Source organism: Paenibacillus massiliensis 2301065 = DSM 16942 (assembly GCF_000377505.1).
GTDB classification, from domain to species: Bacteria; Bacillota; Bacilli; order Paenibacillales; family Paenibacillaceae; genus Paenibacillus; species Paenibacillus massiliensis.
The window spans coordinates 293,400-314,253 of the sequence record NZ_KB898185.1; the positions used below are offsets into that span (position 1 = coordinate 293,400).

Genomic DNA, 20,854 nt, shown 5'->3' on the forward strand with positions numbered 1-20,854 from the left:
TGAATCACACAGAATATGTAACTTCGAAAAATGTAAATATAAGTCATAGAAAGCGCTTGCAATTCTTGGGGATTTTGCTATATGATGTTGCCATGAACGTTAGCAGCCTAAGTCTTGCACCGAGATAAGACGGTCTATATCTTGAGGGCGACAGGAGGGGTGTCCGGAATTGATCGTGTTCACAGCTTATACAGCTGCAACCAGAGCATGCTTATGCCAATCCATCAAATGATGGGGTAATCCATCTGTGATGGCTGATCGTCCTTATTCTTTTAATCTCTATGAAATGAGGTACGTACATGAAGAAAAACTATTGGAACATGCTGACCGCGTCTGCCCTTGCTGCCGTCTTATCTCTTAGTGTAGTGCTGCCAGTCGGTGCTGAAGATGCCATTTTTGAAAACGTTAACATTTCTCCTACCGTCAATGGAGTTACAGCGGACGTGTATGCCAGTAGCCTGACTCTCGCCGGGGCCAACAGCGTCTATGATCTGAAGGGCTTCTCAAGCGGGAATACCGGGGGCGGGATCATCGCCGAGAGCAATACGACGCTGTATAAAAAAGTGTATACGGCCTCAGATTTGGCTGCAGCTTTGAAGAAAAACTCCGGCGTCAAGGTTGTAGAGATTATGAACGACCTCAATCTGGGCTGGAATGAACTACCGAGCGATGCCAAAAAGTCACCTTTTGCTGCACATAACTCTCCTCTCACCCATCCTGTGCTGCTGCAGACCGGAGTCAGTAAGGTAACCATTGACGGCTTCGATGGACTGACCATCTTCTCTGCGAACGGCTCCAAGATCAAGCATGCTGCCTTCACGATCAAACGGAGTTCCAACGTCATCATCAGGAACCTTGAATTCGATGAGCTCTGGGAATGGGACGAGTCCAGCAAGGGTGATTATGACAAGAACGACTGGGACTATATCACAGTGGAAGAGAGCGACAAGGTATGGATTGATCACTGTACCTTCAACAAAGCCTACGACGGGTTAGTTGATTCCAAAAAAGGAACGTCTGGTGTAACTGTGTCGTGGTCCCTCTTCAAAGGGGACGACCGTTCCTCTAATAGCTGGGTAACCCAGCAGATTAACGCTTTGGAAGCCACTCGCTCCGCATACCCCATGTACGATTATCTGCGTAGCAGCGCTGTTGGTCTGAGCAAGAATGATATCATTGCCGTGGCTAGCTCCCAGAAAAAAGGACATCTCGTCGGTGCCAATGAGCTAGCGTCAGATAACCCTGATCTGAGCATTACACTGCATCATAATTATTATGTAGACCTGCAGGATCGCTTGCCTCGTCTTCGTGGCGGAAATGCACACGTGTACAATGTCGTTGCGGATAGCTCCGCTGCAGAGCAGGCGAGCAAGATCATTACTCCTGCAATGGCAAGTGCCATCTCCTCCAAAGGATATAAATTTGGTGTTACCAGTAACGGGGCAATCTCTACGGAAGGTGGAGCTGTACTCGTCGAGAAATCACAGCTCATTGGCATTCAGTATCCGCTGCGCAACAACCAGAAAAATGCATCGAATGCCACATACACTGGCAAGATTAAGGCCATAGATACCATCTACACCTTTAACGGCCAGACGTTCCGTGGAGGCAGCGAGACAGCTAACAGCCCATTAGCACCTATACCAGCAACGGTAATCCCCTTCTCGTGGTCAGGCATCTCCTCACTGCCTTACAGCTACAGTCCCGAGGACCCTGCTGGGCTGAAGACTCTGCTTAGCGGCAATAACGGAGCAGGTGCAGGAAAGGTGTCATGGGATAAGCAGAACTGGCTTAAGACATCCTACTAGATTCGCCTATTATCAAGAAGCGACAAACCCTATTGTGGTTTGGTGAGTTGATGAGTTGGTGAGCCCGATGGACTCAATGAACTTGGTATAGTACCCCTTCGATATGGGGACGATACGCATAGCCAAGATCAGCTAATAAAGATAAGGAGTTGTTCGACTCATGCAGTCTAACCAACCTAACCAACTTAATCAACCTATTCAAACTACGCAGTCCATGCAGCCACTCCAATCAAACACCAATACGCGTGAGACCTTCGTCGCTGTACAAAAAAACGGTGACGGTGATCTGACTGCATTTCAGACCTCAAGCGGGCGCGTATTGGATTATCAGCAAGCACTGCTGGAGGTTCAGAATGGTGCCATCGCTGGGGTCAACGTATTCAAGGGAAAAGACGGGGAAGCCTATATCCGCGGTGATGCTGACGGAGATCCGACCAACAATCTGGACCAGCTTCCCCTATTCTGATTTTATTTCAGAAGACATCAAGAGAAACGACTCTGACGTCATTCATTGCATCACGATGAATGGCGTTTTTTTATTATGCATTGCTGTATTTTTCACACTGGCGTCATTCAACAATCACAGCATGATTTCATGAATTTGCAAATACTTGTACATAATCGAGCAAATAAAGTCACGATTTCCCTCATCGGATATGATTCGAAATACTCAAAAAATAACCCCTCCTCAATAACGATAATAAGGTCTATATAACTATAAAATTTCATATTTTTCGCAATTATCTATATAAAATAGTTCTTTAGACGGAGTTCTTTTGTAAGTATCATGACTTTATAATATTGATTGTGAAAAATGGTAATTTTAAGGAGGAAATCACGTTGAGAAATCGAAATATTGGCTTCACTATTATGCTGTTAGCCTTGCTTTGGGTCGTTTTTCCAAGTACATCCATGCAAGCTGCGAACCAATATAGTGGGGGACTGCTGAATCAGGCTGAACTTAAAGTAGGTCCCGCTGTAGGTAGCAGCACCGCAACGACTACTCTATTGACCGATGGAGATGGCAACACAAGATACCTGCTTGCAAGTGGTAATCTAGTCTGGTACACCTTTTCATCGCCCCAAAATATTTCAGCTGTTGTATTAAAGAGCGTGTCGATGAACTCAACCATTGAATTTTATGATTCTAGCAATAATCTGATTACCTCGTTTACGCCAACATTAAATGATGCTGTTCAATCCTTGCCCACACCTGCAAACAATGTTGCCACTGTAGTATTGAAATCAAAAGCCAGTGGTTACCACTATGAGTGGAATGTCTTTACGACACCATCAGCTCCTCCTGCTGCAACAAGCATTAACTGGATTCAAGCTGGTGACAAGAGCATTGACATGAACTGGAACAACACGGAAGCCAAAACTTACAACGTGAAACGTGCCAACTCGACAGGCGGACCTTATACGGTTCTTGCCTCTGTGTACGGTACCTCTTACACTGATAATTCGGTTAACAACGGAACAACATACTACTATGTTGTCTCCTCTGCCAATGAGGCTGGAGAAAGTGTAAATTCTCCCGAGAAGAACGCAACACCTAACTCAGGCAAATATACTGGTGGGTTGCTTGACCGAGTCACATTAAATGCTGGCCCGTCCACATCAAATAGAACTGCTACGGTTCGGGAATTGACAGATAATAACGCTAGTAGCCGTTATCTCTTAGCCAATGGCAATCTAATATGGAATACTTTCGCAGCTCCGCAGACCATTTCAGCGATCATTTTGAATGGAAGTCTGACTTCAACCATTGAGTTCTATGATGTGGACAGCAATCTGCTGTATGCCTATAAGCCTATAGCAAATGACACCGTACAGTCTTTGCCTGCTGCAGTGAGCAATGTGTCAACAGTTGTCTTGAAATCAACATCCGCTGCGTATTTTTACGAATTCAACGTATTTTCCACCCCAACTGCAGCCCCTGCAGTCCCGGTAATCAATTGGATTCAGGGTGGAGATGCGACGGTCGACCTGTACTGGGGTTCAACTGCCTCCAAATCCTACAATATCAAGCGCTCAACAAGTAAAGGTGGTCCCTACTCACTCTTAGCATCGACCAGCGGGACGTCTTACACAGATACATCCGTTCTGAACGGAACAACCTATTATTATGTAGTTTCTTCTGTCAATGAGGCAGGTGAGAGCGCTGACTCAGCCGAGAAAACGATTACTCCGAACAAGAGTAGTTACACAGGGGGGCTGCTGGACAGAGTCGCACTTAATGTAGGCACTTCCATCACGACACCGACTGCAACCATTCGTGAGTTAACCGATAATAATATAAATACCCGGTCACTTCAATCAGCCGCCAACCTGATCTGGTATTCCTTCCCATCTACAGTGGAAGTATCTTCGGTTATTTTAAATAGTAATAATATTGCCTACTCAACCATTGAGTTCTATGATCGTGATAATACCTTGCTGTACGCCTATACGCCTACAGCCAATAATACCGTAGAAAGCTTACCGCTCCCTGTTCAGAATGTCTCAACCGTAGTGCTTAAGGCCAGATCAAGCGTGTATCAAAATGAATGGAATATTTTCGGAAAGAGCTCCGATGGCCCTCCAGCCGAGCAACTGAACTTGACCGCTGCAGCTGGTAATGGAAAAGTCACATTAAATTGGAACTCTATTGCCAATGCCGCTAATTATGAAGTACAGCGTGGAGCTGTCGCAGGTGGTCCTTATAGTGTGATTGGCACGGTTGATGGAGCAGTTAGCACTTTCGAAGATAAAGACGTAGTGAACAACACGATTTACTATTATGTCGTTCGGGCATTCAACGGAAGCGTTGAGTTAGCCTTGTCCAACGAAGCTAGTGCGACTCCTCAGAGCACTGGTAATCCAACTGAGCCTCCGGTAGATACGAGCGGGGACAGAGCCTTGCTCTCCATCATGATTAATACAGGGGAGATTAAAGAGTACGATCTTTCTATGAATGAAGTAAATGCCTTTATTAGCTGGTATGAGCAGCGGGCATCTGGCTCGGGTTCCGTTACGTTTGCGATCAATAAACACAGCAATAACAAAGGACCTTTTACAAGCCGCAAAGATTACTTAATCTACGACAAGATTATTACCTTCCAAGTAGACTCGTACAGCAACAACTAGAATCACCATTGCGAAGCATAACGAACTGAAATATATAGGCTGTAATGTAGCAAATCCAGGGCTTCTCAAGCTCTGGATTTTGTTGTGTTACAAAGCTCCGTACTACTGTGTCATCAGAAAGTCTGCTTAAAATGGTTCAACACATAAAATAGAAGAGTATAACTGCTTTATTCGGGAAAAGCTTAAAGAAGGTCACGAGCGACACCTCAGCCAATCGACAGATATGATCCACCTTCACTTCATGGCGCATACGTCCCTGCATGAAATGCAGGCTGCTCCATAGATCGTAATTTTGGACTTCGCTGTCTTCATTCTCCACCAGGAAGTGTTGTAAAAGGCATTCGCATCTCTGGTTCAAAATTTTGAAGATCTGGTGTAAAACACTCTCACTTATTGGAAAAAGCTTATTCGAATTGCCAAATAACGTATATGTACAAGTATATCCTCGTTGCTCTGATAGCTGTTATGACAGATTGAACTGGATGATGAGCGCTGCGTCTAACTGGTTAAGCATTAGTCCAATTCATTAAAGAACTACAAGGAGGCTACACAAAGATGTTCAAACGTATGGATGAGATTGCAATTGAAATTCCTAATGTCGGAAAGCCAGACCCTAATGCTGCTGCTGCGGTACAGGAGCTTCTAGGCGGGAAATTCGGTGAAATGTCAACTTTGAACAACTACCTCTTCCAGTCGTTCAACTTCCGCTCCAAGGAAAAGTTAAGACCTTTCTATGATCTGATCATGAGTATTACCGCCGAGGAATTGGGCCATGTCGAGCTTGTCTCTCACGCGATAAATAAATGTCTGCAAGGATCTACCTTCCTTCAGGACCCTGATCGAACACCGCTGGACGGCGTAAAGGACGCTCGCTTATCCTACCACTTCCTAGCCGGAGGCCAAGGAGCCTTGCCCGTCGATTCCATGGGTAACCCGTGGAACGGTACTTATGTCTTTAATAGCGGTAACCTTGTAGAGGACCTGCTCCACAACTTCTTTCTGGAATGCGGGGCCAGAACCCACAAGATGAAGGTATATGAGATGACAGACCATCCGGCTGCCCGTGAAGTCATCGGCTATCTGCTGGTCCGTGGTGGCGTTCACGTCATAGCCTATGCCAAAGCACTTGAAGTGGCTACCGGGGTCAATGTTACAAAGCTGGTGCCTATCCCCTCATTGAACAACAAAGCCTTCAACGAAACCCGCAAGTATGAGGATAAAGGGACTCACAGGAAGCTGTATACGTGGAGTGACAAGGACTTTACAACCATTGACCAGATCTGGAAAGGTACTCATCCTGAGGATGGTTCCACATTGGAGGTCGTGCATGGCGTTCCAGCAGGCGCTTCTATTCCAGAGGCTCCAGCAGTAGAAGAAGAATTTGCCCCTGGTATATCCCAGGACGAATTCAACGAAATCGCCAAGCGGCTCAAGCAGGCAGGAAATATCAGAAGCTAGACCAGCTGGCAGCTGAAGGATAACGCAAGGCTGTAATTCATTGAGGAGCTCCCTAGCTCAATAGCTAACCATGATTCGTTGTAGGCTACGTCATTCGCAACAGCAGGAGATTGTTGTTGCAACGAATTCCCTCCTGCTGTTGTTTTCAATATCGTTCATGCTTCTTCTACAACAACTCCCTGTGTCTCGTAGGGATAATCAATGCCACGCTTCACCTGCTCCTTCGCTTCCATACCCAGAAGTAACTCAATCATATACAGTCCGAGGTCAATCGAGGTGGATACACCGCCAGCAGTGATTACGCGCCCATCCTGTACGATTCTAGCCTGCAAAACCTCGCTTACATAGGGTTCGAGCAACGCATATTGCAGCGGATGGGTAGTTGCCTTAATATCCTGAAGTAGTCCAGCTGCCCCGAGCAGCAGAGAGCCTGTACAGACAGAGATCAGATATTGCGCGTGCTCGGCCTTCCTCAGCCAAGTTACAAACTCCTCATCATACCGCAATTGGCGTGTACCCATTCCACCTGGAATGAATACAGCATCATAGTCTGACAGATCAGGATTGACGTTGTCGATCTTGATGGTAAGACCGAGCTCATCACGAACCTCTGTATGGAGGGCACAAATATCAAAGGTTGCGTCTCTCGTGATGTCAAAATACCGTAGTTTTGTGATCACATCATAAAAGCCTATGAAATCCAGGAAAGTAACCCCATCAAACAGCACCAGAGCAAACTTCATAGCAAGTCCTCCTACTCCACAAAAATACGGGCCATATAATATTCATCCATGTATTGTCCACGAATTCGAATGGAGTTTCTCTTGACTCCTTCAATATCAAAGCCCTGCTTGGTGTACAAGGCAAGTGCAGCCTCATTATGTGCCATCACTGTCAATTCAAGCCTAGTAATATGGTTCGCCTGTCTCCAATGCTCCAGTGCTCCGAACAATTGGCTGCCTAGCCCTTGGTTCGAGTATTCACGTAATACACCGATAACCAGATAGACACTATGACGAATCCGCGCCAATTCACTGCCCCGTGCAACTAGATGACCTACCAGACGCCCTTCGTCCTCCGCTACAAGAATGGTTGAATGCTCAGCATCCATCAATGGCTGGTTGATGAATCGATGCTGCTCGACTGAAGTCGTTCGCTCATCAGGCTCCAGCAGCATGAATTCGCTCTCCTGATCCAGCGCAGAGCATAATTGAAGATGCTGTTCCAGATCAGCTTCTGTTAACGGCCTGATCATTATCATATGTATATTTCCCCTCCTATGAATACACCCTGCTTATCAAATTCTCCTAACATTGTAGCAGGAAGCGTGGAGGGTTTGATGTGACATCGGATCTCCATCCGGCATTTAATAATCGCGCTTGTTCCCCTTTTTCACATATTCCCATTCGACCTCCACATTATGCCGTACTTGCTTCAGCAGTCGATAAATCGTCTGGGTCTCTTCCTCGGAAAGTCCTGCAAGCGCCGTCCGATTAGAATATTCCCCTTCTCTACGCAAAACAGGGTAGAGACTTGTCCCCTTCTCCGTGGGATAGAGCTTTTTGATCTTCTTATTCCGATCATCTTCTCGCTTCTCAATAAAGCCTTGCAGCTCCAGTTTGGCTATGGCACGAGCCGCCGTTGTACGGTCCACCTTGAGCATCTCTGCTACCTTCTCCTGAATCGTTCCAGGGTTCTCACATATTCGCACCAGATATAGGTATTGTCCTTTGGTAAGCTCAAACTCCTTGAATTCAATGTTGCTGATTGAATCTAATGCTCTTGCGATCATTCCGATTTCACGGAGAATTTCTGGCATACACACACCCCTCATTTTGTTGCATTTACAACAATAATCATTTCATATATACTCATCTTGCGACCTAGTTTTATTATGACGTGGTGCACGGACTAAATCCAGAGAGGATGAACACGAAGTGAATGTGAAGAGAATAACAGAGGACTTTGATCTACAACGTGTGATGAACATTCGCAAGGAAGTATTTGTCCTTGAACAAGGCGTTCCTTTGGAAGCCGAATTTGACGAGTTCGATGTATTGGATGGCTTATGTGAGCACGTACTGGTATATCATGAGCAACTCCCCGTAGGAACAGGCAGAGTTCGGCAAGTAGACGGGACGGGCAAGCTGGAGCGAATCTGTATCCTCTCCCCTTATCGCAAGTATGGACTTGGCAAGGTGATCATTCAGGCACTGGAAGAGGTGGCGCGGGAACAAGGTCTCTCCCAGGTGAAGCTTCATGGACAGACACAGGCCGAAGGCTTTTACCAGAAGCTAGGCTATCAGACAGTATCGGATGTCTTCATGGAGGATGGTATTCCTCACGTGCTGATGACGAAGACACTTTAGGGACCTCTCCCTTGATGCACTACTTGTCGGATTATCTCAGGAGGTAGGACTCCCATCACATAAAAACACCTGAACATCCAAATAATGAATTGAACCACAGTTGATCGGGTTAAGAACCAGTAGCTACTCGATCCAACTGCCCATAATGAGGAGGTTCAATGAATGAGAAGATACCCATACGCCTTAATCCTGAGTGCCTGTGCATTGGCTGTAATGATTAGCATAAGCACTGCATGTCCTGTAGGAGCAACTAGCGCTGCTACAACTGGAGCCGCTGCAACCGAAATGCATAATACACATAAGCCACAGAAGCAGCAAACACTTACCTTTGTTCTCGTCCATGGAGCATGGGCAGATGCTGCTTTTTGGGATCGGACGGCTGAAGCTCTACGCAAGCAAGGGCATACGGTCTATGCTCCTGAATACGCTGGCCATGGCAGCCTCTATAACCCCCGCGTTACTCACGATCAAATCGCCGACTCTGTCGTCAAATATATTAAGGACAAACGTCTCAAGCATTTTGTACTCGTCGGTCACAGCTTTGGGGGATCTGTCATTCAAAAGGTGGCAGAGCAGGTACCTGAGCGAATTCAGCGTCTGGTCTTCTGGGATGCCTTCGTCGTGCCTGACGGGCAAAGTGTGGCCGATCAATTCCCGGCACCACTGCGGCAAGCATTCCAACAGCTGCTGGACGCCTCCGGCAACCGTACGATTAATCTGCCCTTTCCCGTCTTCCGGGACACCTTTGTGAACACAGCCACCTTGCGGCAGGCCAAAGATATCTACAGGAAGGTTAAGCCTGAGCCGGGCGGACCTCTTTTTGAGCCACTAAAGCTCAAGTCCTTTTATCAGCTAGGTATCCCTAAGAGCTATCTCTTTTTGACGTCCGACATAGCACTACCGCAGACGCCTTTCGGGTTCCACCCCGCACAGAGCAGTCATCTTGGTCAATACCGCCTTATTGTTGGCAAAGGTGACCATATGACATCAGCCTTCGTCCACCCTACCTATCTTGCGCATAAGCTGTATGAGGCAAGCCGGGACTGAGCTCAAGCGGCACTGCAGGATTCTTCCTTCCACAAACTCACATGTCAGCAAGCGACAGCCATCCCACAACTAGGGTTAACTATCGCTTGCTGCGAATCACTTATACTTTTAGCAAAGCTATCCGGTTATGGGTTGTCAGACACTAAGTTCAAATGCTCAGTTCATATGCTTAGTCCACATGCCAAGTTCATGACCCGCTCATTCACTCAGTTGCTCAGCCCATATGTTTGACAATCATTTAGGCTCTCTACCCCAAAGTAGCTGCCCACCTGCATAGACTGGAATCTCCGGACGCTCCATGTAAGCGGTTGCTGAAGAGTTGAAAGAATAATCATCAGCCTGATTATAATTACTCCAGTCGTTCTTCACGATGCGTACTTGAATGTCCAGACTTTGGCCTGCAGGTAGAATACCTGCTCCTGCTCCAAAGCCAATCTCGGCGTAGGTATCTGCCGTGACGGAAGGCTGGGTTACCTTCTTGAAGCTTCCTTTCAGATGTTCTGCCCCGACAGTAGACCAGTCGAAGAAGATCTGCTGCCCCTGCTCTCCATTAGCTGTATAGTAATAACGCAGAGTGACATCCGACAACGCCATAGCCTCACTTCCTGTGTTCGTTAGACGAATCCGCGGATTCAGCGTGTTGGAAGCAGGTGCTGTCGTTCCATTGTAGGCTGCCACCTTCAGCGCCCCTTCGGGAAGTGGGATAGTTGGCGTTGAATCCAGTACATTTAAGGTCAACGTAGCAGGATTGCCACTGCTGAAATGGAAGACCAGTGCATGGTTCCCCTTCGTCAGCTCGGATAGATAGTCCTTCAAGATCGTGACTGTCGAGCCGACAACGGTGTAATCACGGCCTTCGACAAGTGTTGTTGCACCGCTGCGAACATCAGTCAGTGTATTCCCGTTAGGTGTGATAGTAACCTTCACATCGCCCGCCACCTCGGGATTGAGATCGAAGGTTGCGCTTTGTGGAGTAATGGATGCCGATTGCCCTGGTCCTGGCAGCTGCGGCGTATTCGTCGGATCGGCATATAGAATCCCCCGCCCGTTCGTACCCAGATATACGCGTCCATAGATTCTCGGATCGCCTGTAATGGCTACATTTATAGATGCATATTGATGTTCATCATCGTTAATACGAACCCAGCTTGCGCCAGCATCATCCGAGCGGAACACACCGCGCACATCATCGACCTTGGCACTTGTATAGATTGCCATGTAATTCTGATCTGGCGCTGCCTTACCAAAGCCTACCACGTTAGCCTCCTGCACATTGGAGAGCTTGGTGAAGCTGGCTCCCGAATCCGTCGAATGCCATAATCCGTACAATCCGTCCTTCGAGCCTCCTGCTAGCCAGATATCCCCTTCACGTCCTGGCATGGCCTTGAAGTCCAAGTCACCGCTGCCCGGCAACCCCGTTGCCGCTGTCGCCGTGAAGGTAGCTCCCCCGTTGTTACTCACATAGAAAGTCCCAGCCGAGAAGCCATAGAATTTATCCGGATTCACCCGATCCGAAGCTACCTTAGCACCTGCTGGAATACCCGTGCTGAGCGTCCACGAGTTACCTGAATTTGTTGTGTAGTACACACCTTCAGCAAGACTCCAGACGATAGCCTCTCCATCCGCAGCCAAGGCTACTGTGCCTCCGCCTTCCTTGGTCTGAGGATGATTGGCAGTGTACCAGTTCGCTCCTCCGTCACGGGAGAGACCAAAGATTTTGGCAGTCGGATAATTGGCATCCACTCCTCCAGCTCTTACGACAAAGCCAGGGTCCAGTTCAGCATAATCCAGACTGAATGAGTTAGAGGGATTCAGGTGCATTCTGGTCGGCACTGCATCCAATTGAGTATGCCTGAATCCGCTGATATCAGCCAAGGCACTGATTAACGGTGCTCCCGTAGGTGGACTGATCAAATCTCGAACGTACGTCTCCTCAATCCCCTTAGCCATAACGGAAATGTCTATTTTGCCATTAGGCTCGTCCCATTTGGTGACGTTATCGCTTCCGTATAGTGTAGCCCCGGTTCCATACATCATCCGATCACTATCGAACGGGTCAATCTCCAGATCACCGATCATCCAGCCGAGCTTAGGTGTAGTCTCCGGTGGAGCAGGATGCGAGCCAAAGTCAAGCCAAGGAGCCGCTGATATATCTTGCTTGTACTTGAGCTTGCGGCCTGGATACCCGTCCCATTCCCAGATTGGGCTCCATGTCTCCCCGCCGTTGGTGCTCCGATAGATCTGTTCATCGGGCCACCAGGCATTTAACGAAGCGACCATCACAGTGTCAGGGTTCTGTGCATCCACAGTCAGGCCGCCGAATCCGAAGTGCAGATCAGGATCATTCGATTTGAGTGGGCTGACGTCTGTCCAGACACCTGTAGCTGTATCCAGCTTCCATACCGCCCCTTTCTCCCCACGATACGGCCCCGCCCCGTCAATGTAGCTGATATACAAGTCACCGTTCGCGGACAGCACACCATGGTGCGGTATATAGCCTGTAGGCTGGCCCGGGATTGCAGTCCATGTCACGCCCCCGTCTGTGCTGCGGAACACACTGTTGCTCTTATCCGCGACACCAACATATATCGTCTGGGTAGCAGTGCCCGGCGCACTTGAGGACTTGTCGAAGGTAATCCAGGATAACCCCACGATGTCGCCCTGATAAGAGTCCCCGGGAACCTCAATATAGGTGCCCGGATTCGGGAAAGCATTTACTTGCGTCCATGTGGCCCCATAATCAGTGCTCTTCCATAATCCATTGCCGCTACGTGCTCCAAAGTACAAAATATTATTCTTATTGGGATCAACAGCCAGCCGCTCTCCCATCGACCGTCCAGGCATATTGCCACCTACCTTGAACGGAAGCTGTGTCTCTGCCCAAGTGTTCCCCCGATCTGTAGAGCGCAATATATATCCATTATCGGGGTCCCAATCATTCGTGTACGTCCCCACAGCCATGTATACCCGATCGGGATCGACAGGGTCCGTGGCTAGCGCATCGACCCCATTTTTGTTCCAGTCCTCGAATCCGACCCAATCGGTTAGCGGTATCCAGCTTTCGTCACTGGGATTCCAGCGATAGGCACCTCCTATGTCAGTGCGTGCATAGATCAGATCCTGTTCGCTTTCATTAAAAATAATCCCTGGAATAAACCCGCCACCTCCACCTGTGACTACACTTTTCCACGCATAGGATTCACTAGGTGCCGCCTCCAGCGAATTTGGAAGCGCTAACATAAATGAAGAACCTAATAGTGTCGTCGCCAGCACCATCGTTCCCCATTTGCGACCCTTTCTTAGCCTCGACATGACAATCCCTCCTTTTTCATAGTGGATGAATGTGTTCAACCTCTGAGAAAATAAGAAATGAATGCTCATCATCACCTCACTTCCTTCAGCATGCCAGGAACACGATGCGACTGAACGATCTGTGGCTTCCTGCGGAATTATCCCTATCCACGGAAGTTGTCCAATGCGTCGGTTAAGAAAGGAATCATTTTCCTTTCAATATCTTAACACAAACGACTCCTTGCATCCATAGTTTCAGCTCAAAAAAAGTAAAAGTTTTACATTTTTAGTCAAAATGAAAACACTGTATGCCGCATCGCACACAGTGTTCTTCATTCCTCTATACTTGCATATTTCCTACCTACGTATCTCCAATATATCCACTTAATTTTCGCTACCTGCTCTGCTTACATTGGCTTGTGGAGCAAGTATATTAAGGCTTGTCAGGCCTTTCCTGCTCCTGTTGAGCCTTTGCAGAGTGCGACGACTCGGACTCCTCCACTATGGGGTGATGCATATTCGCATCATAAGGCTCCTTGCTTGATTGTTTTCGTCCATTCCGTTCATTCCCCGCCTGTCGGACTGGAGCCAACTCTTCAGCCAGCTCTACTGACACTGGAATATAGGCTGGAGCAGGAGCTGGACCTTGCAGCTTGGACTGCGGCGCTATGGCTTCCACGCTACTGCTGGCTGCGAGCCGCCTACGCTGCAGAAGTGCGCGAGATAGATATATCGCAGTGAACAAGACCATGAACGACAAACCTGCTATCAAGCCGCCTCCCTGCCCCGGAATCAGTGGCATACTCACGATAATGACAAGCAGACCTGCAATTGCGAGCCACGAGGTATATGGAAAGCCGCGCATTGGTTGTGAGGCAGCCAGAGGGCCTCTGTTCCTGAGACGTAATCTGTAGTGGCTTAGCAGCATCATGACATATGAGAATAACAGGGCGAAGCCACCTGAGCTGACCAGGAACAAATACACACTTTGCGGCAGGAGCAACCCAAAGCCAAGTGCAGCCAGCATACCACTACCAGAGATGAGGATCCCACGATAAGGGATATCAGAGCTGTCCTTCATCCAGCGAGGTGTGTGCCCTTCCTCCGCCAGTGAACGCAGCATTCTGCCTAAGCCAAACACGGAAGCCAGCATCGTCGAGAGGATCGCAGACACGAGTACAATGTTCATGACTGTGCCAGCCCAACCAAGCCCATAGACCTGAAGTGCGGACACGAACGGGCTAATATGCTCGGATATCCGCTGTGGAGGCATCAGCATGAACAAGGAGATCATCGCTAGTAAATACAGGGTTACTAACGTAATCAACGTATACCGGATCGCCTTCGGAACGATAATGTCCGGCCGAGTCGTCTCGGAGGCTGCCAGACCAAGCACCTCAAAGCCCGCATAGGTGAACATGACCATCAGCATGCTACCAGCAACCCCACGAATGCCACCAGGCAGCCACGCGCCATGGATCAGCTCATCTACGCCTAATGGACGTTGCTGTCCCGAAAAGGTCACAGCGACCAGAATTCCAGCTACGACGACGAAGCCCACTATAGCCGCCAGCTTCACCGCCGCAAGCCCACTCTCCAGCTGACTGAGTCGCTTTGCACCGAGCAGATTCAACAGGGTGACAGCAATAATGATTAGCGCCCCAACCAAAGGTAGTGAGATTCCGGGATACCAGCCTTGCAGGAGAATCGAAGCCGCCGTAGCTTCACTAGACATCGCAAGCACCAGTCCACTCCAATAGACCCAGCCTACAATGAAGCCTGCCCCCTTTCCGAAAGCCTGCTCTGCATAGCTACGGAACGACCCTGCCACTGGTCGCCCCACGGTCATTTCAGACAACGCAGAGAGAATGAAATACACGAGAATTCCGCCCAGGATATACGCGAGTAGCACCGACGGTCCTGCTGCGCGAATAGCAACAGATGATCCGAGAAAGAAAGACCCACCGACCACGGTTCCCAGCGCCAGCATCGTCAAATGCCACACCGACAATCCTTTATTGTGTTGATTGTTATATGTCTGCTTATCGTGAGCCTCCATAAGTGTCCTCCCGTACTTGTGTATACGAGAAGTATTTGCATGCAATGCTATGCTTAACCAAGTTTTTTATAGATAGGCATGCTAATGGTCGCTCTTGAAAAGTTAAGAATTACAAGATTAGTAGACAATGACCGATATATACACATGTAAAACACTACTCTCAACGAAAGGAGGCGTACACGATGGATATTGGAGCTTTATCCATGGCCATGAGCCAGGGCTCGCTTGCTCAAGCAGCCAGTCTGAAAATGCTGTCCGTATCTAAGAACATGGCAGAGCAGCAGGGTCAGCAATTAGCAGAAATGATCCAGAGCGTACCCCACCCGAATCTGGGCCAGCAGCTGGATATTCGCGTATAAGTCAGGAGAAGTGTAAGCAGCAAAGGCCGAGCAGGTGTATCCTGATCGGCCTTGCTGTATTGTATAGACTCGGAGTATGATTCCAGCTCTCAATCACATAGCAGATATCTCGTACAGTTATCGCACAGTCACTCATGTATTCACAAGAAATTGATAATAATCTGAGGAGCTGGGAATGAGCGTAGCAAACGACTGAAATGAACGATACAATTCGGCGATTATCGTGTGCCCCATCCAATCCTCTGGAAGCAGAGCGATCGGGAGCATCGGGTCTCTAAGGCTGAGTTCGCTAATAACCTCTCCAATGTGCAGATAAAGAACAAATAGCTCGAGCGGGTCCATCCCACCCCTGATCTCCTGATTCAAAGCCGGTAGGAACTCGCCCTGATACCACTGCCACTTCTCTTGGTACAGTTGATGGATGTCCCCGAGTGGCCAGATTTCGGCTGCTCGCTCAGGGGTAATGTCTCCAAACAACATGGATGCTTCGGAGATCGTGACGTATTCCTCCATGGAAGACGCATGAATCCAAGGCAACAGCTGCTTGCTGTAGTCCCAAGGCGAGACATAGACACCTTTATACAATTGACCAAATCCAAGCTGCAGTAGATGCAAGCGGAATTGGTCCCTTTTTACCCTCTCAAGCTCCGGTACCTCAAAGTGTACAAAACACCACTTATGTTTCCAATCCACATCGTATTGCCATGGCTTCCGATTCACGAAGGATAGGAACTGCTCCCCTTTGTCTACAATAGAATACAAGGAACGTTCTTCTGCCTGAATATACTGTTCTTTCTTCATTCGTGATAGAACGTTACGGATCGACTGTTCCTTATAACCCCGCTTGGTATAAATTTGAACCAATTCCTTGGCATGCATGCAACGCTTTTTTGTCAGCAGGAAAAGGATCTGTTTTTCAATAGACTGCATTCGATAATTGAACTCCTTCCAGAATACTCGCTTACATCATACTACAATAATTTGATCCCAAAAGAAATAAAGTTTGACAAGAGAAGAAAACAAAAATATAATCACATTGACGTCGGACGATAAAATATAAGTATGTGGAGGAAATAAAATGAATCTTACTTTTCATGGGCACTCTTGCATTCAAATCTCGGACAAGGAGCACTCGATCATCATCGACCCATTCCTGAGCGGTAACCCTGCTGCCAAGACTAAGCCAGAGGACATCCAGGCTGAATATATTTTACTTACACACGGGCACACAGATCACACCGCTGATGCAGAAGCGATCGCTAGAGCTAACGATGCGACGATCATCGCCACTTTTGAGCTTGCTACATACTACTCCTGGAAAGGACTGAAGACGATCGGAATGAACATGGGTGGCACTGTGGATCTCGGATTTGCGACAGCCAAGCTTGTTCACGCGTTCCACAGCTCATCAATCGTATCGGATGATTCCCAGAGCATTGTGTATGCAGGCATGCCCGGTGGATTTATCATCGACTGGAACGGAACTACACTTTATCATGCCGGAGATACCTCCTTGTTCGGTGATTTGAAAATGTTCGGCGAGCTTCACGATATTGATTATGCGATACTACCGATCGGTGATTTCTATACCATGGGACCCAAGGATGCTCTGATTGCGGCCAAGTGGCTACAAGCCAAAAACGTGATCCCGGTTCATCACAGCACATTCCCAGGCATCGTTCAGGATGCTGTCGCCTTCGTCTCTCAGCTGAAGGAGCAAGGAGTCGGAGGTTTTGCACTTCAGCCTGGGGATCAGCTTACTCTTGAGAAATAATGCTTGATGCTGAACATGGAATCTGAGCGAAGAGCTTGAACGTGGAAATCGAGCTATCTTTAAGCCCTTGTGACTGACCTCGCTAAATAAATGAATAAGCCCACCATCTATCTAGAGGCAAATTGACTCTAATATAGATGATGGGCTACTTATTGTTATATCAGGCTGTTCAGGAATGAACTCTGATCATCAATCCTGCATATCCAGCTTTTCAAGCCTCAGCTTCATCGACTGACCGACAGCAATCTGCTTCCGCTCACCGATCAGTTCTATCTGATACGCAGGCTGCTGCTGTGCCATGAGAGAGACCTCGTATTCCTCTTGCCCCTCCTTCGCCCAGAGCTCTCCCCTGCGATATCCCTCCTGTCCAATATATAGCCGCTGATACAGCTGCTCGTCCTTCAATACCTCGGCTACATAGGATGGTATGCTGAAGCGCACGTTCTGGAGCTGGTCTGCTTGCTGTAGAATGTCCAGGTCCAAGAATCCATCCGCATAGCTCGCTCCGGTAATCGCCAGTTCTTGGCCATTCATGGTGACCCTAGAAGGCCAGGACTGATCCATAGATAGCTCCAAGCCGCGACGTTCGCTGATCAACAACTCGTCCACTTGCAGCTTCAGCTCCCTAACCTTCGGATTAAAATAGGGAGAGGAAGTAAATACAAGCCGGATTGTACCTGATCCATTACGTCCTTCTTGCTCATACAGCGGAAAGTAAGTATCCAGCGGATATTCCTTTCCCTGATCATCTATGAGATGAATTGCCGGATCGGAATGACTGGTATCGAGAATGAAGCCTTCCTGGTCATCCAACGCCAGGTCCACATACGTATTCAGGGGTGTCATCGTGACCTTGTTTACCGCTAAGGAGCTCACACCATCAATACCATCTAGCTTCAAGCTTTCGTTCATGGTGAATGTCCGGTCCGGCTGCCACTTAGACTTATCGAACTGTACGCTGAGCTCATGCTTTTCTGGCAAGTGGCTGCTGTAATCTGGACCTGATTGAATATAGAAGGCGAACCTTAATTCATGTGGAGCCGCCGCAAGGAAAGCTGCTACCTCCGCTGGTGTAACCTCCGTCTCTGAGGTGATGACCATGACTGGCTCACGGCGATCCTCAATCGTGACATGCACTATACCGTTACCGATTCCCGGGAAATCCAGACTTGCTGCGTGATAGCTCACTTGGGCGGGATCGACTCCACGGGTACCATCCGGATAAGTAATCAGATGTCGCTGTAGCTCATCCGAACTGATGAATACCTTATAATAGAGCCTCTCGCTCGTCAGGTACACATCACCGATCCCAACCTTGACGTCACCGAACTGCTCCATAACTGGCGTTGAAGGCTGGTATCCGTGCTGTTGCGCATTGTCGATGCCATCCAAGCCTCGCTGTGAGCTCAACCATTCGGAAGCGGCAGTGAAGCCGGGGATATGATTCATTACACTCGCGAAGGCTGGCGAGAACTGTGCGGTTAGCAGACTGAGTGTGACTGCCCCGACAATGCCTGCTGCCAATCCTGCATATAGCATTCTGCCACGACCTCGGGATCGTCTGTGAGTCACGGAATGATTAACCGAAGCATCCGAGCGGACAGCCTGCGTGCCGATATTCCGTGCAAATTGGTGAAGGGACTCCGGTGCGCTTATGGTAGCCAGAGATGCTTGCAGCTCTTCTCGTAGCATTTGATCCTCAATAGATGACTTCTTATACATTATAGGTCACCTGCCTTTCATTAGAATTCTCATACTGCTGAAGCAGCTTCAACCTGGCTGTGTGAAGCCTAGATTTGACCGTCCCGGGCTTCAGCCTAAGGAGCTGTGCGATCTCGTTGATCGACATCTCCTCATAATAATGTAGAACGATAACGGTTCGATGACGAATGTCCAAGGACATCACCTGCTGCAGGAGATGGGTGTGCTTTTCCTTTTGCAGCAGAGCCTCCATCGGCTGAGCCTGTTCGTCTGGTGGGTCCGTACCCTCAAGGTGATCTGTCCGTTGGACTTGCTTAGCTCTCACTCTCGCGAGATCCAGTGCCCGTGAAGCTGCGAGCTGCTTGAACCAAGCGCCGAAATTGCGAATTTCCTTTCCTAGCATGATGGATTGATAGGCCTCCAGCATACTATTCTGCAGCGCATCCTCCGCCAGGTGCGTCGAATGCAGAATAACAACTGCCGTACTATATGCCCGATCGAGATGAGGCTTGACTAGCTCGTAAAATGCATCCTTGTCGCCGTGTCGACACTTCAGTAGCCACTGCTGTTCATTGTGCATGTTGTGATCACATCCTAAGTCTATTTCTTTATGATATAGGCGAAATGAAGCTCACATCGGTTCATTTTTTTGAGAATCTAACTAGACATATATAACCATCAAGACATTATAACTCAGCCTATAGCAAGAATACGTCTGATACAAAAAAGGACGGCATTTGCCGTCCCATTGTCCTGAATCTAGTTATAGATGCTCTATCACGTTAAATTGCTATATTCGTGGGTAAGGTACATCATTCCTGCAAGGAAAGCTGCGAGTACTACATACCCGATTCCGAATTTCCAACGCGTAGCGGCAGGCACCTCGTAGTAGGCATCGTTCTCATAGAGAGCGGAATCCACCTGACAGTGCACACGCAAATACATGCCATCCTCCTTCGGGACCTGCTCTATGCTGGTCGTATAGACCTGCTTCACAATACCCTGTTGCTTGAGAGGAATCGTGCCCTCAAGCTCCATACTATCCCACCGTAATTTGACGAATTGCTGCCCATCGAGGGTACTATATGTCGTCCAATCCAGCCCACGTCGATGATGTGGCCCAGGTAGCGGAAAGCCTTGATCCAGCAGGTGCTGAACCGGGATCAGGAAGCTGTCCTTATCCTCCAGATCAATCTCATTCTTCTCTTTCTTGATATACTTCTTATATAAATCATAAGCAAAGAGAGCCCAAATGATAAAGAACAGGAAGGATTTCAAATAAATAATAACTACAAGTCCCCCAATAAGACCAATCAGCCATAGCCAACGAGTTACTGCTGTAGCAATTCGTCCCCCATCCAGCGGGTGAATAGGCAGCAGATTAATCAGATTCAGAAAAAAGCCCACATAGGCAATCGCATAGAGCAACTGGTGATCAAGGATATGAGCCAGAGCGAATACAGCCAGAGCCCCTACCGTTCCCCAGAGCGGACCGCCAAAAGCCATATAAGCTTCAGTGGCAGCATCACGGGGATGACGCCGCATATTAATCAGCGCCCCTACGAATGGAATAAATACCGGTGCTGATACCGGAAGTCCTTTACGCTTGGCTGCAATGACATGCCCCAGTTCATGTATGAACAGCAGCAGTACAAAGCCAGCTGCAAAGCCCCATGGATACAACAAAGCATACGCTCCGATCGAGGCTGCCATGGATACCAGAGCTCCGCCGAATTTACCCAGCTTGAACAGCGCGAGTAGAGACTTCCCTTTAGCTAGGATAAATACAGCAAGCGCGCCAAGCTGAAGCCATGTCGAGCCTGTCTTCCTTGTTTCCTGCTTCAAGTCCATCACATTCC

At 48.4% G+C, this 20,854-nt stretch carries 18 protein-coding genes; 8 read left to right on the forward strand and 10 right to left on the reverse strand.

All coding sequences use genetic code 11. The annotated features are described in order from the left end of the window. Nucleotides 1–299: 299 nt before the first annotated feature. The 4 genes from D328_RS0101335 (at nucleotide 300) to D328_RS0101350 (ending at nucleotide 6,395) form a co-directional block, all read left to right on the forward strand. Nucleotides 300–1,808, forward strand: a complete 1,509-nt coding sequence (locus D328_RS0101335; RefSeq protein ID WP_018883138.1) for a pectate lyase family protein — start codon at nucleotides 300–302, stop codon at nucleotides 1,806–1,808. Nucleotides 1,809–2,022: 214 nt separating this feature from the next. Continuing rightward, entirely contained in the window at nucleotides 2,023–2,274 is a 252-nt protein-coding gene (locus D328_RS0101340) for a DUF3892 domain-containing protein (protein WP_026280963.1), read from the forward strand. Between the two features lie 374 nt (nucleotides 2,275–2,648). Continuing rightward, the gene (locus tag D328_RS0101345; protein ID WP_018883140.1) at nucleotides 2,649–4,937 is read left to right on the forward strand and encodes a fibronectin type III domain-containing protein; all 2,289 of its coding nucleotides are present in this window, start codon (nucleotides 2,649–2,651) and stop codon (nucleotides 4,935–4,937) included. A 555-nt stretch (nucleotides 4,938–5,492) separates the two neighbouring features. After that, complete coding sequence (locus tag D328_RS0101350; protein ID WP_018883141.1) at nucleotides 5,493–6,395, forward strand: manganese catalase family protein; 903 nt, start codon at nucleotides 5,493–5,495, stop codon at nucleotides 6,393–6,395. Here D328_RS0101350 and D328_RS31715 read toward each other — a convergent pair. The 4 genes from D328_RS31715 to D328_RS0101370 all read right to left on the reverse strand — a co-directional run bounded on the left by D328_RS31715 (nucleotide 6,392) and on the right by D328_RS0101370 (nucleotide 8,214). Continuing rightward, nucleotides 6,392–6,517, reverse strand: a complete 126-nt coding sequence (locus D328_RS31715) for a hypothetical protein (RefSeq protein ID WP_018883142.1) — start codon at nucleotides 6,515–6,517, stop codon at nucleotides 6,392–6,394. The two genes, D328_RS0101350 and D328_RS31715, sit on opposite strands and share 4 nt — an antisense overlap. A 33-nt stretch (nucleotides 6,518–6,550) precedes the next feature. Beyond that, nucleotides 6,551–7,138, reverse strand: a complete 588-nt coding sequence (locus D328_RS0101360) for a DJ-1/PfpI family protein (RefSeq protein WP_018883143.1) — start codon at nucleotides 7,136–7,138, stop codon at nucleotides 6,551–6,553. 11 nt (nucleotides 7,139–7,149) lie between these two features. Continuing rightward, the gene (locus tag D328_RS0101365) at nucleotides 7,150–7,656 is read right to left on the reverse strand and encodes a GNAT family N-acetyltransferase (protein WP_018883144.1); all 507 of its coding nucleotides are present in this window, start codon (nucleotides 7,654–7,656) and stop codon (nucleotides 7,150–7,152) included. Nucleotides 7,657–7,761: 105 nt separating this feature from the next. Further along, nucleotides 7,762–8,214, reverse strand: coding sequence for a MarR family winged helix-turn-helix transcriptional regulator (locus D328_RS0101370; protein WP_018883145.1), 453 nt, complete (start codon nucleotides 8,212–8,214; stop codon nucleotides 7,762–7,764). Between the two features lie 118 nt (nucleotides 8,215–8,332). Here D328_RS0101370 and D328_RS0101375 point away from each other — a divergent pair, with 118 nt between their 5' ends. Both D328_RS0101375 and D328_RS0101380 read left to right on the forward strand, forming a co-directional pair. Further along, the gene (locus tag D328_RS0101375) at nucleotides 8,333–8,764 is read left to right on the forward strand and encodes a GNAT family N-acetyltransferase (protein ID WP_018883146.1); all 432 of its coding nucleotides are present in this window, start codon (nucleotides 8,333–8,335) and stop codon (nucleotides 8,762–8,764) included. A gap of 162 nt (nucleotides 8,765–8,926) precedes the next feature. Further along, nucleotides 8,927–9,811: an alpha/beta fold hydrolase gene (locus D328_RS0101380; RefSeq protein ID WP_018883147.1), complete on the forward strand. Its 885-nt coding sequence runs from the start codon at nucleotides 8,927–8,929 to the stop codon at nucleotides 9,809–9,811. 234 nt (nucleotides 9,812–10,045) lie between these two features. Here D328_RS0101380 and D328_RS0101385 read toward each other — a convergent pair whose 3' ends face one another. Together D328_RS0101385 and D328_RS28195 are read right to left on the reverse strand one after the other, a co-directional pair. Continuing rightward, nucleotides 10,046–13,123, reverse strand: coding sequence for a X2-like carbohydrate binding domain-containing protein (locus D328_RS0101385; RefSeq protein ID WP_018883148.1), 3,078 nt, complete (start codon nucleotides 13,121–13,123; stop codon nucleotides 10,046–10,048). Nucleotides 13,124–13,535: 412 nt separating this feature from the next. Further along, entirely contained in the window at nucleotides 13,536–15,161 is a 1,626-nt protein-coding gene (locus tag D328_RS28195; protein WP_018883149.1) for an amino acid permease, read from the reverse strand. Between the two features lie 182 nt (nucleotides 15,162–15,343). Between D328_RS28195 and D328_RS30540 the strand changes: the two genes are divergently transcribed. Beyond that, a complete protein-coding gene (locus D328_RS30540; protein WP_018883150.1) occupies nucleotides 15,344–15,520 on the forward strand; it encodes a YjfB family protein in 177 nt (58 codons plus the stop codon). A 132-nt stretch (nucleotides 15,521–15,652) separates the two neighbouring features. On the opposite strand, the gene D328_RS0101400 is transcribed toward D328_RS30540, so the two are convergent. Next, complete coding sequence (locus tag D328_RS0101400; RefSeq protein WP_018883151.1) at nucleotides 15,653–16,450, reverse strand: PaaX family transcriptional regulator C-terminal domain-containing protein; 798 nt, start codon at nucleotides 16,448–16,450, stop codon at nucleotides 15,653–15,655. A 148-nt stretch (nucleotides 16,451–16,598) separates the two neighbouring features. Here D328_RS0101400 and D328_RS0101405 point away from each other — a divergent pair, with 148 nt between their 5' ends. Continuing rightward, nucleotides 16,599–17,294 (forward strand): metal-dependent hydrolase, encoded by a 696-nt coding sequence (locus D328_RS0101405; RefSeq protein WP_018883152.1) that lies wholly within the window; start codon nucleotides 16,599–16,601, stop codon nucleotides 17,292–17,294. Nucleotides 17,295–17,483: 189 nt separating this feature from the next. Here D328_RS0101405 and D328_RS0101410 read toward each other — a convergent pair whose 3' ends face one another. The 3 genes from D328_RS0101410 to D328_RS0101420 form a co-directional block, all read right to left on the reverse strand. Further along, nucleotides 17,484–19,016: a hypothetical protein gene (locus D328_RS0101410; protein WP_018883153.1), complete on the reverse strand. Its 1,533-nt coding sequence runs from the start codon at nucleotides 19,014–19,016 to the stop codon at nucleotides 17,484–17,486. Next, complete coding sequence (locus tag D328_RS0101415) at nucleotides 19,009–19,575, reverse strand: RNA polymerase sigma factor (RefSeq protein WP_018883154.1); 567 nt, start codon at nucleotides 19,573–19,575, stop codon at nucleotides 19,009–19,011. The genes D328_RS0101410 and D328_RS0101415 overlap by 8 nt, the downstream gene beginning before the upstream one ends. A 197-nt stretch (nucleotides 19,576–19,772) precedes the next feature. Beyond that, entirely contained in the window at nucleotides 19,773–20,846 is a 1,074-nt protein-coding gene (locus D328_RS0101420; protein ID WP_018883155.1) for a site-2 protease family protein, read from the reverse strand. Nucleotides 20,847–20,854: the final 8 nt, after the last annotated feature.

What these genes read in the sequence shown, in the direction of transcription:
- D328_RS0101370 (WP_018883145.1), bottom strand. Translation starts at nt 8,214, where the DNA reads ATGCCAGAAATTCTCCGTGAAATCGGAATGATCGCAAGAGCATTAGAT.
- D328_RS0101360 (WP_018883143.1), bottom strand. Translation starts at nt 7,138, where the DNA reads ATGAAGTTTGCTCTGGTGCTGTTTGATGGGGTTACTTTCCTGGATTTC.
- D328_RS0101400 (WP_018883151.1), bottom strand. Translation starts at nt 16,450, where the DNA reads ATGCAGTCTATTGAAAAACAGATCCTTTTCCTGCTGACAAAAAAGCGT.
- D328_RS0101340 (WP_026280963.1), top strand. Translation starts at nt 2,023, where the DNA reads ATGCAGCCACTCCAATCAAACACCAATACGCGTGAGACCTTCGTCGCT.
- D328_RS0101385 (WP_018883148.1), bottom strand. Translation starts at nt 13,123, where the DNA reads ATGTCGAGGCTAAGAAAGGGTCGCAAATGGGGAACGATGGTGCTGGCG.
- D328_RS0101335 (WP_018883138.1), top strand. Translation starts at nt 300, where the DNA reads ATGAAGAAAAACTATTGGAACATGCTGACCGCGTCTGCCCTTGCTGCC.
- D328_RS28195 (WP_018883149.1), bottom strand. Translation starts at nt 15,161, where the DNA reads ATGGAGGCTCACGATAAGCAGACATATAACAATCAACACAATAAAGGA.
- D328_RS30540 (WP_018883150.1), top strand. Translation starts at nt 15,344, where the DNA reads ATGGATATTGGAGCTTTATCCATGGCCATGAGCCAGGGCTCGCTTGCT.
- D328_RS0101415 (WP_018883154.1), bottom strand. Translation starts at nt 19,575, where the DNA reads ATGCACAATGAACAGCAGTGGCTACTGAAGTGTCGACACGGCGACAAG.
- D328_RS0101350 (WP_018883141.1), top strand. Translation starts at nt 5,493, where the DNA reads ATGTTCAAACGTATGGATGAGATTGCAATTGAAATTCCTAATGTCGGA.
- D328_RS0101420 (WP_018883155.1), bottom strand. Translation starts at nt 20,846, where the DNA reads ATGGACTTGAAGCAGGAAACAAGGAAGACAGGCTCGACATGGCTTCAG.
- D328_RS0101410 (WP_018883153.1), bottom strand. Translation starts at nt 19,016, where the DNA reads ATGTATAAGAAGTCATCTATTGAGGATCAAATGCTACGAGAAGAGCTG.
- D328_RS0101405 (WP_018883152.1), top strand. Translation starts at nt 16,599, where the DNA reads ATGAATCTTACTTTTCATGGGCACTCTTGCATTCAAATCTCGGACAAG.
- D328_RS0101380 (WP_018883147.1), top strand. Translation starts at nt 8,927, where the DNA reads ATGAGAAGATACCCATACGCCTTAATCCTGAGTGCCTGTGCATTGGCT.
- D328_RS0101365 (WP_018883144.1), bottom strand. Translation starts at nt 7,656, where the DNA reads ATGATAATGATCAGGCCGTTAACAGAAGCTGATCTGGAACAGCATCTT.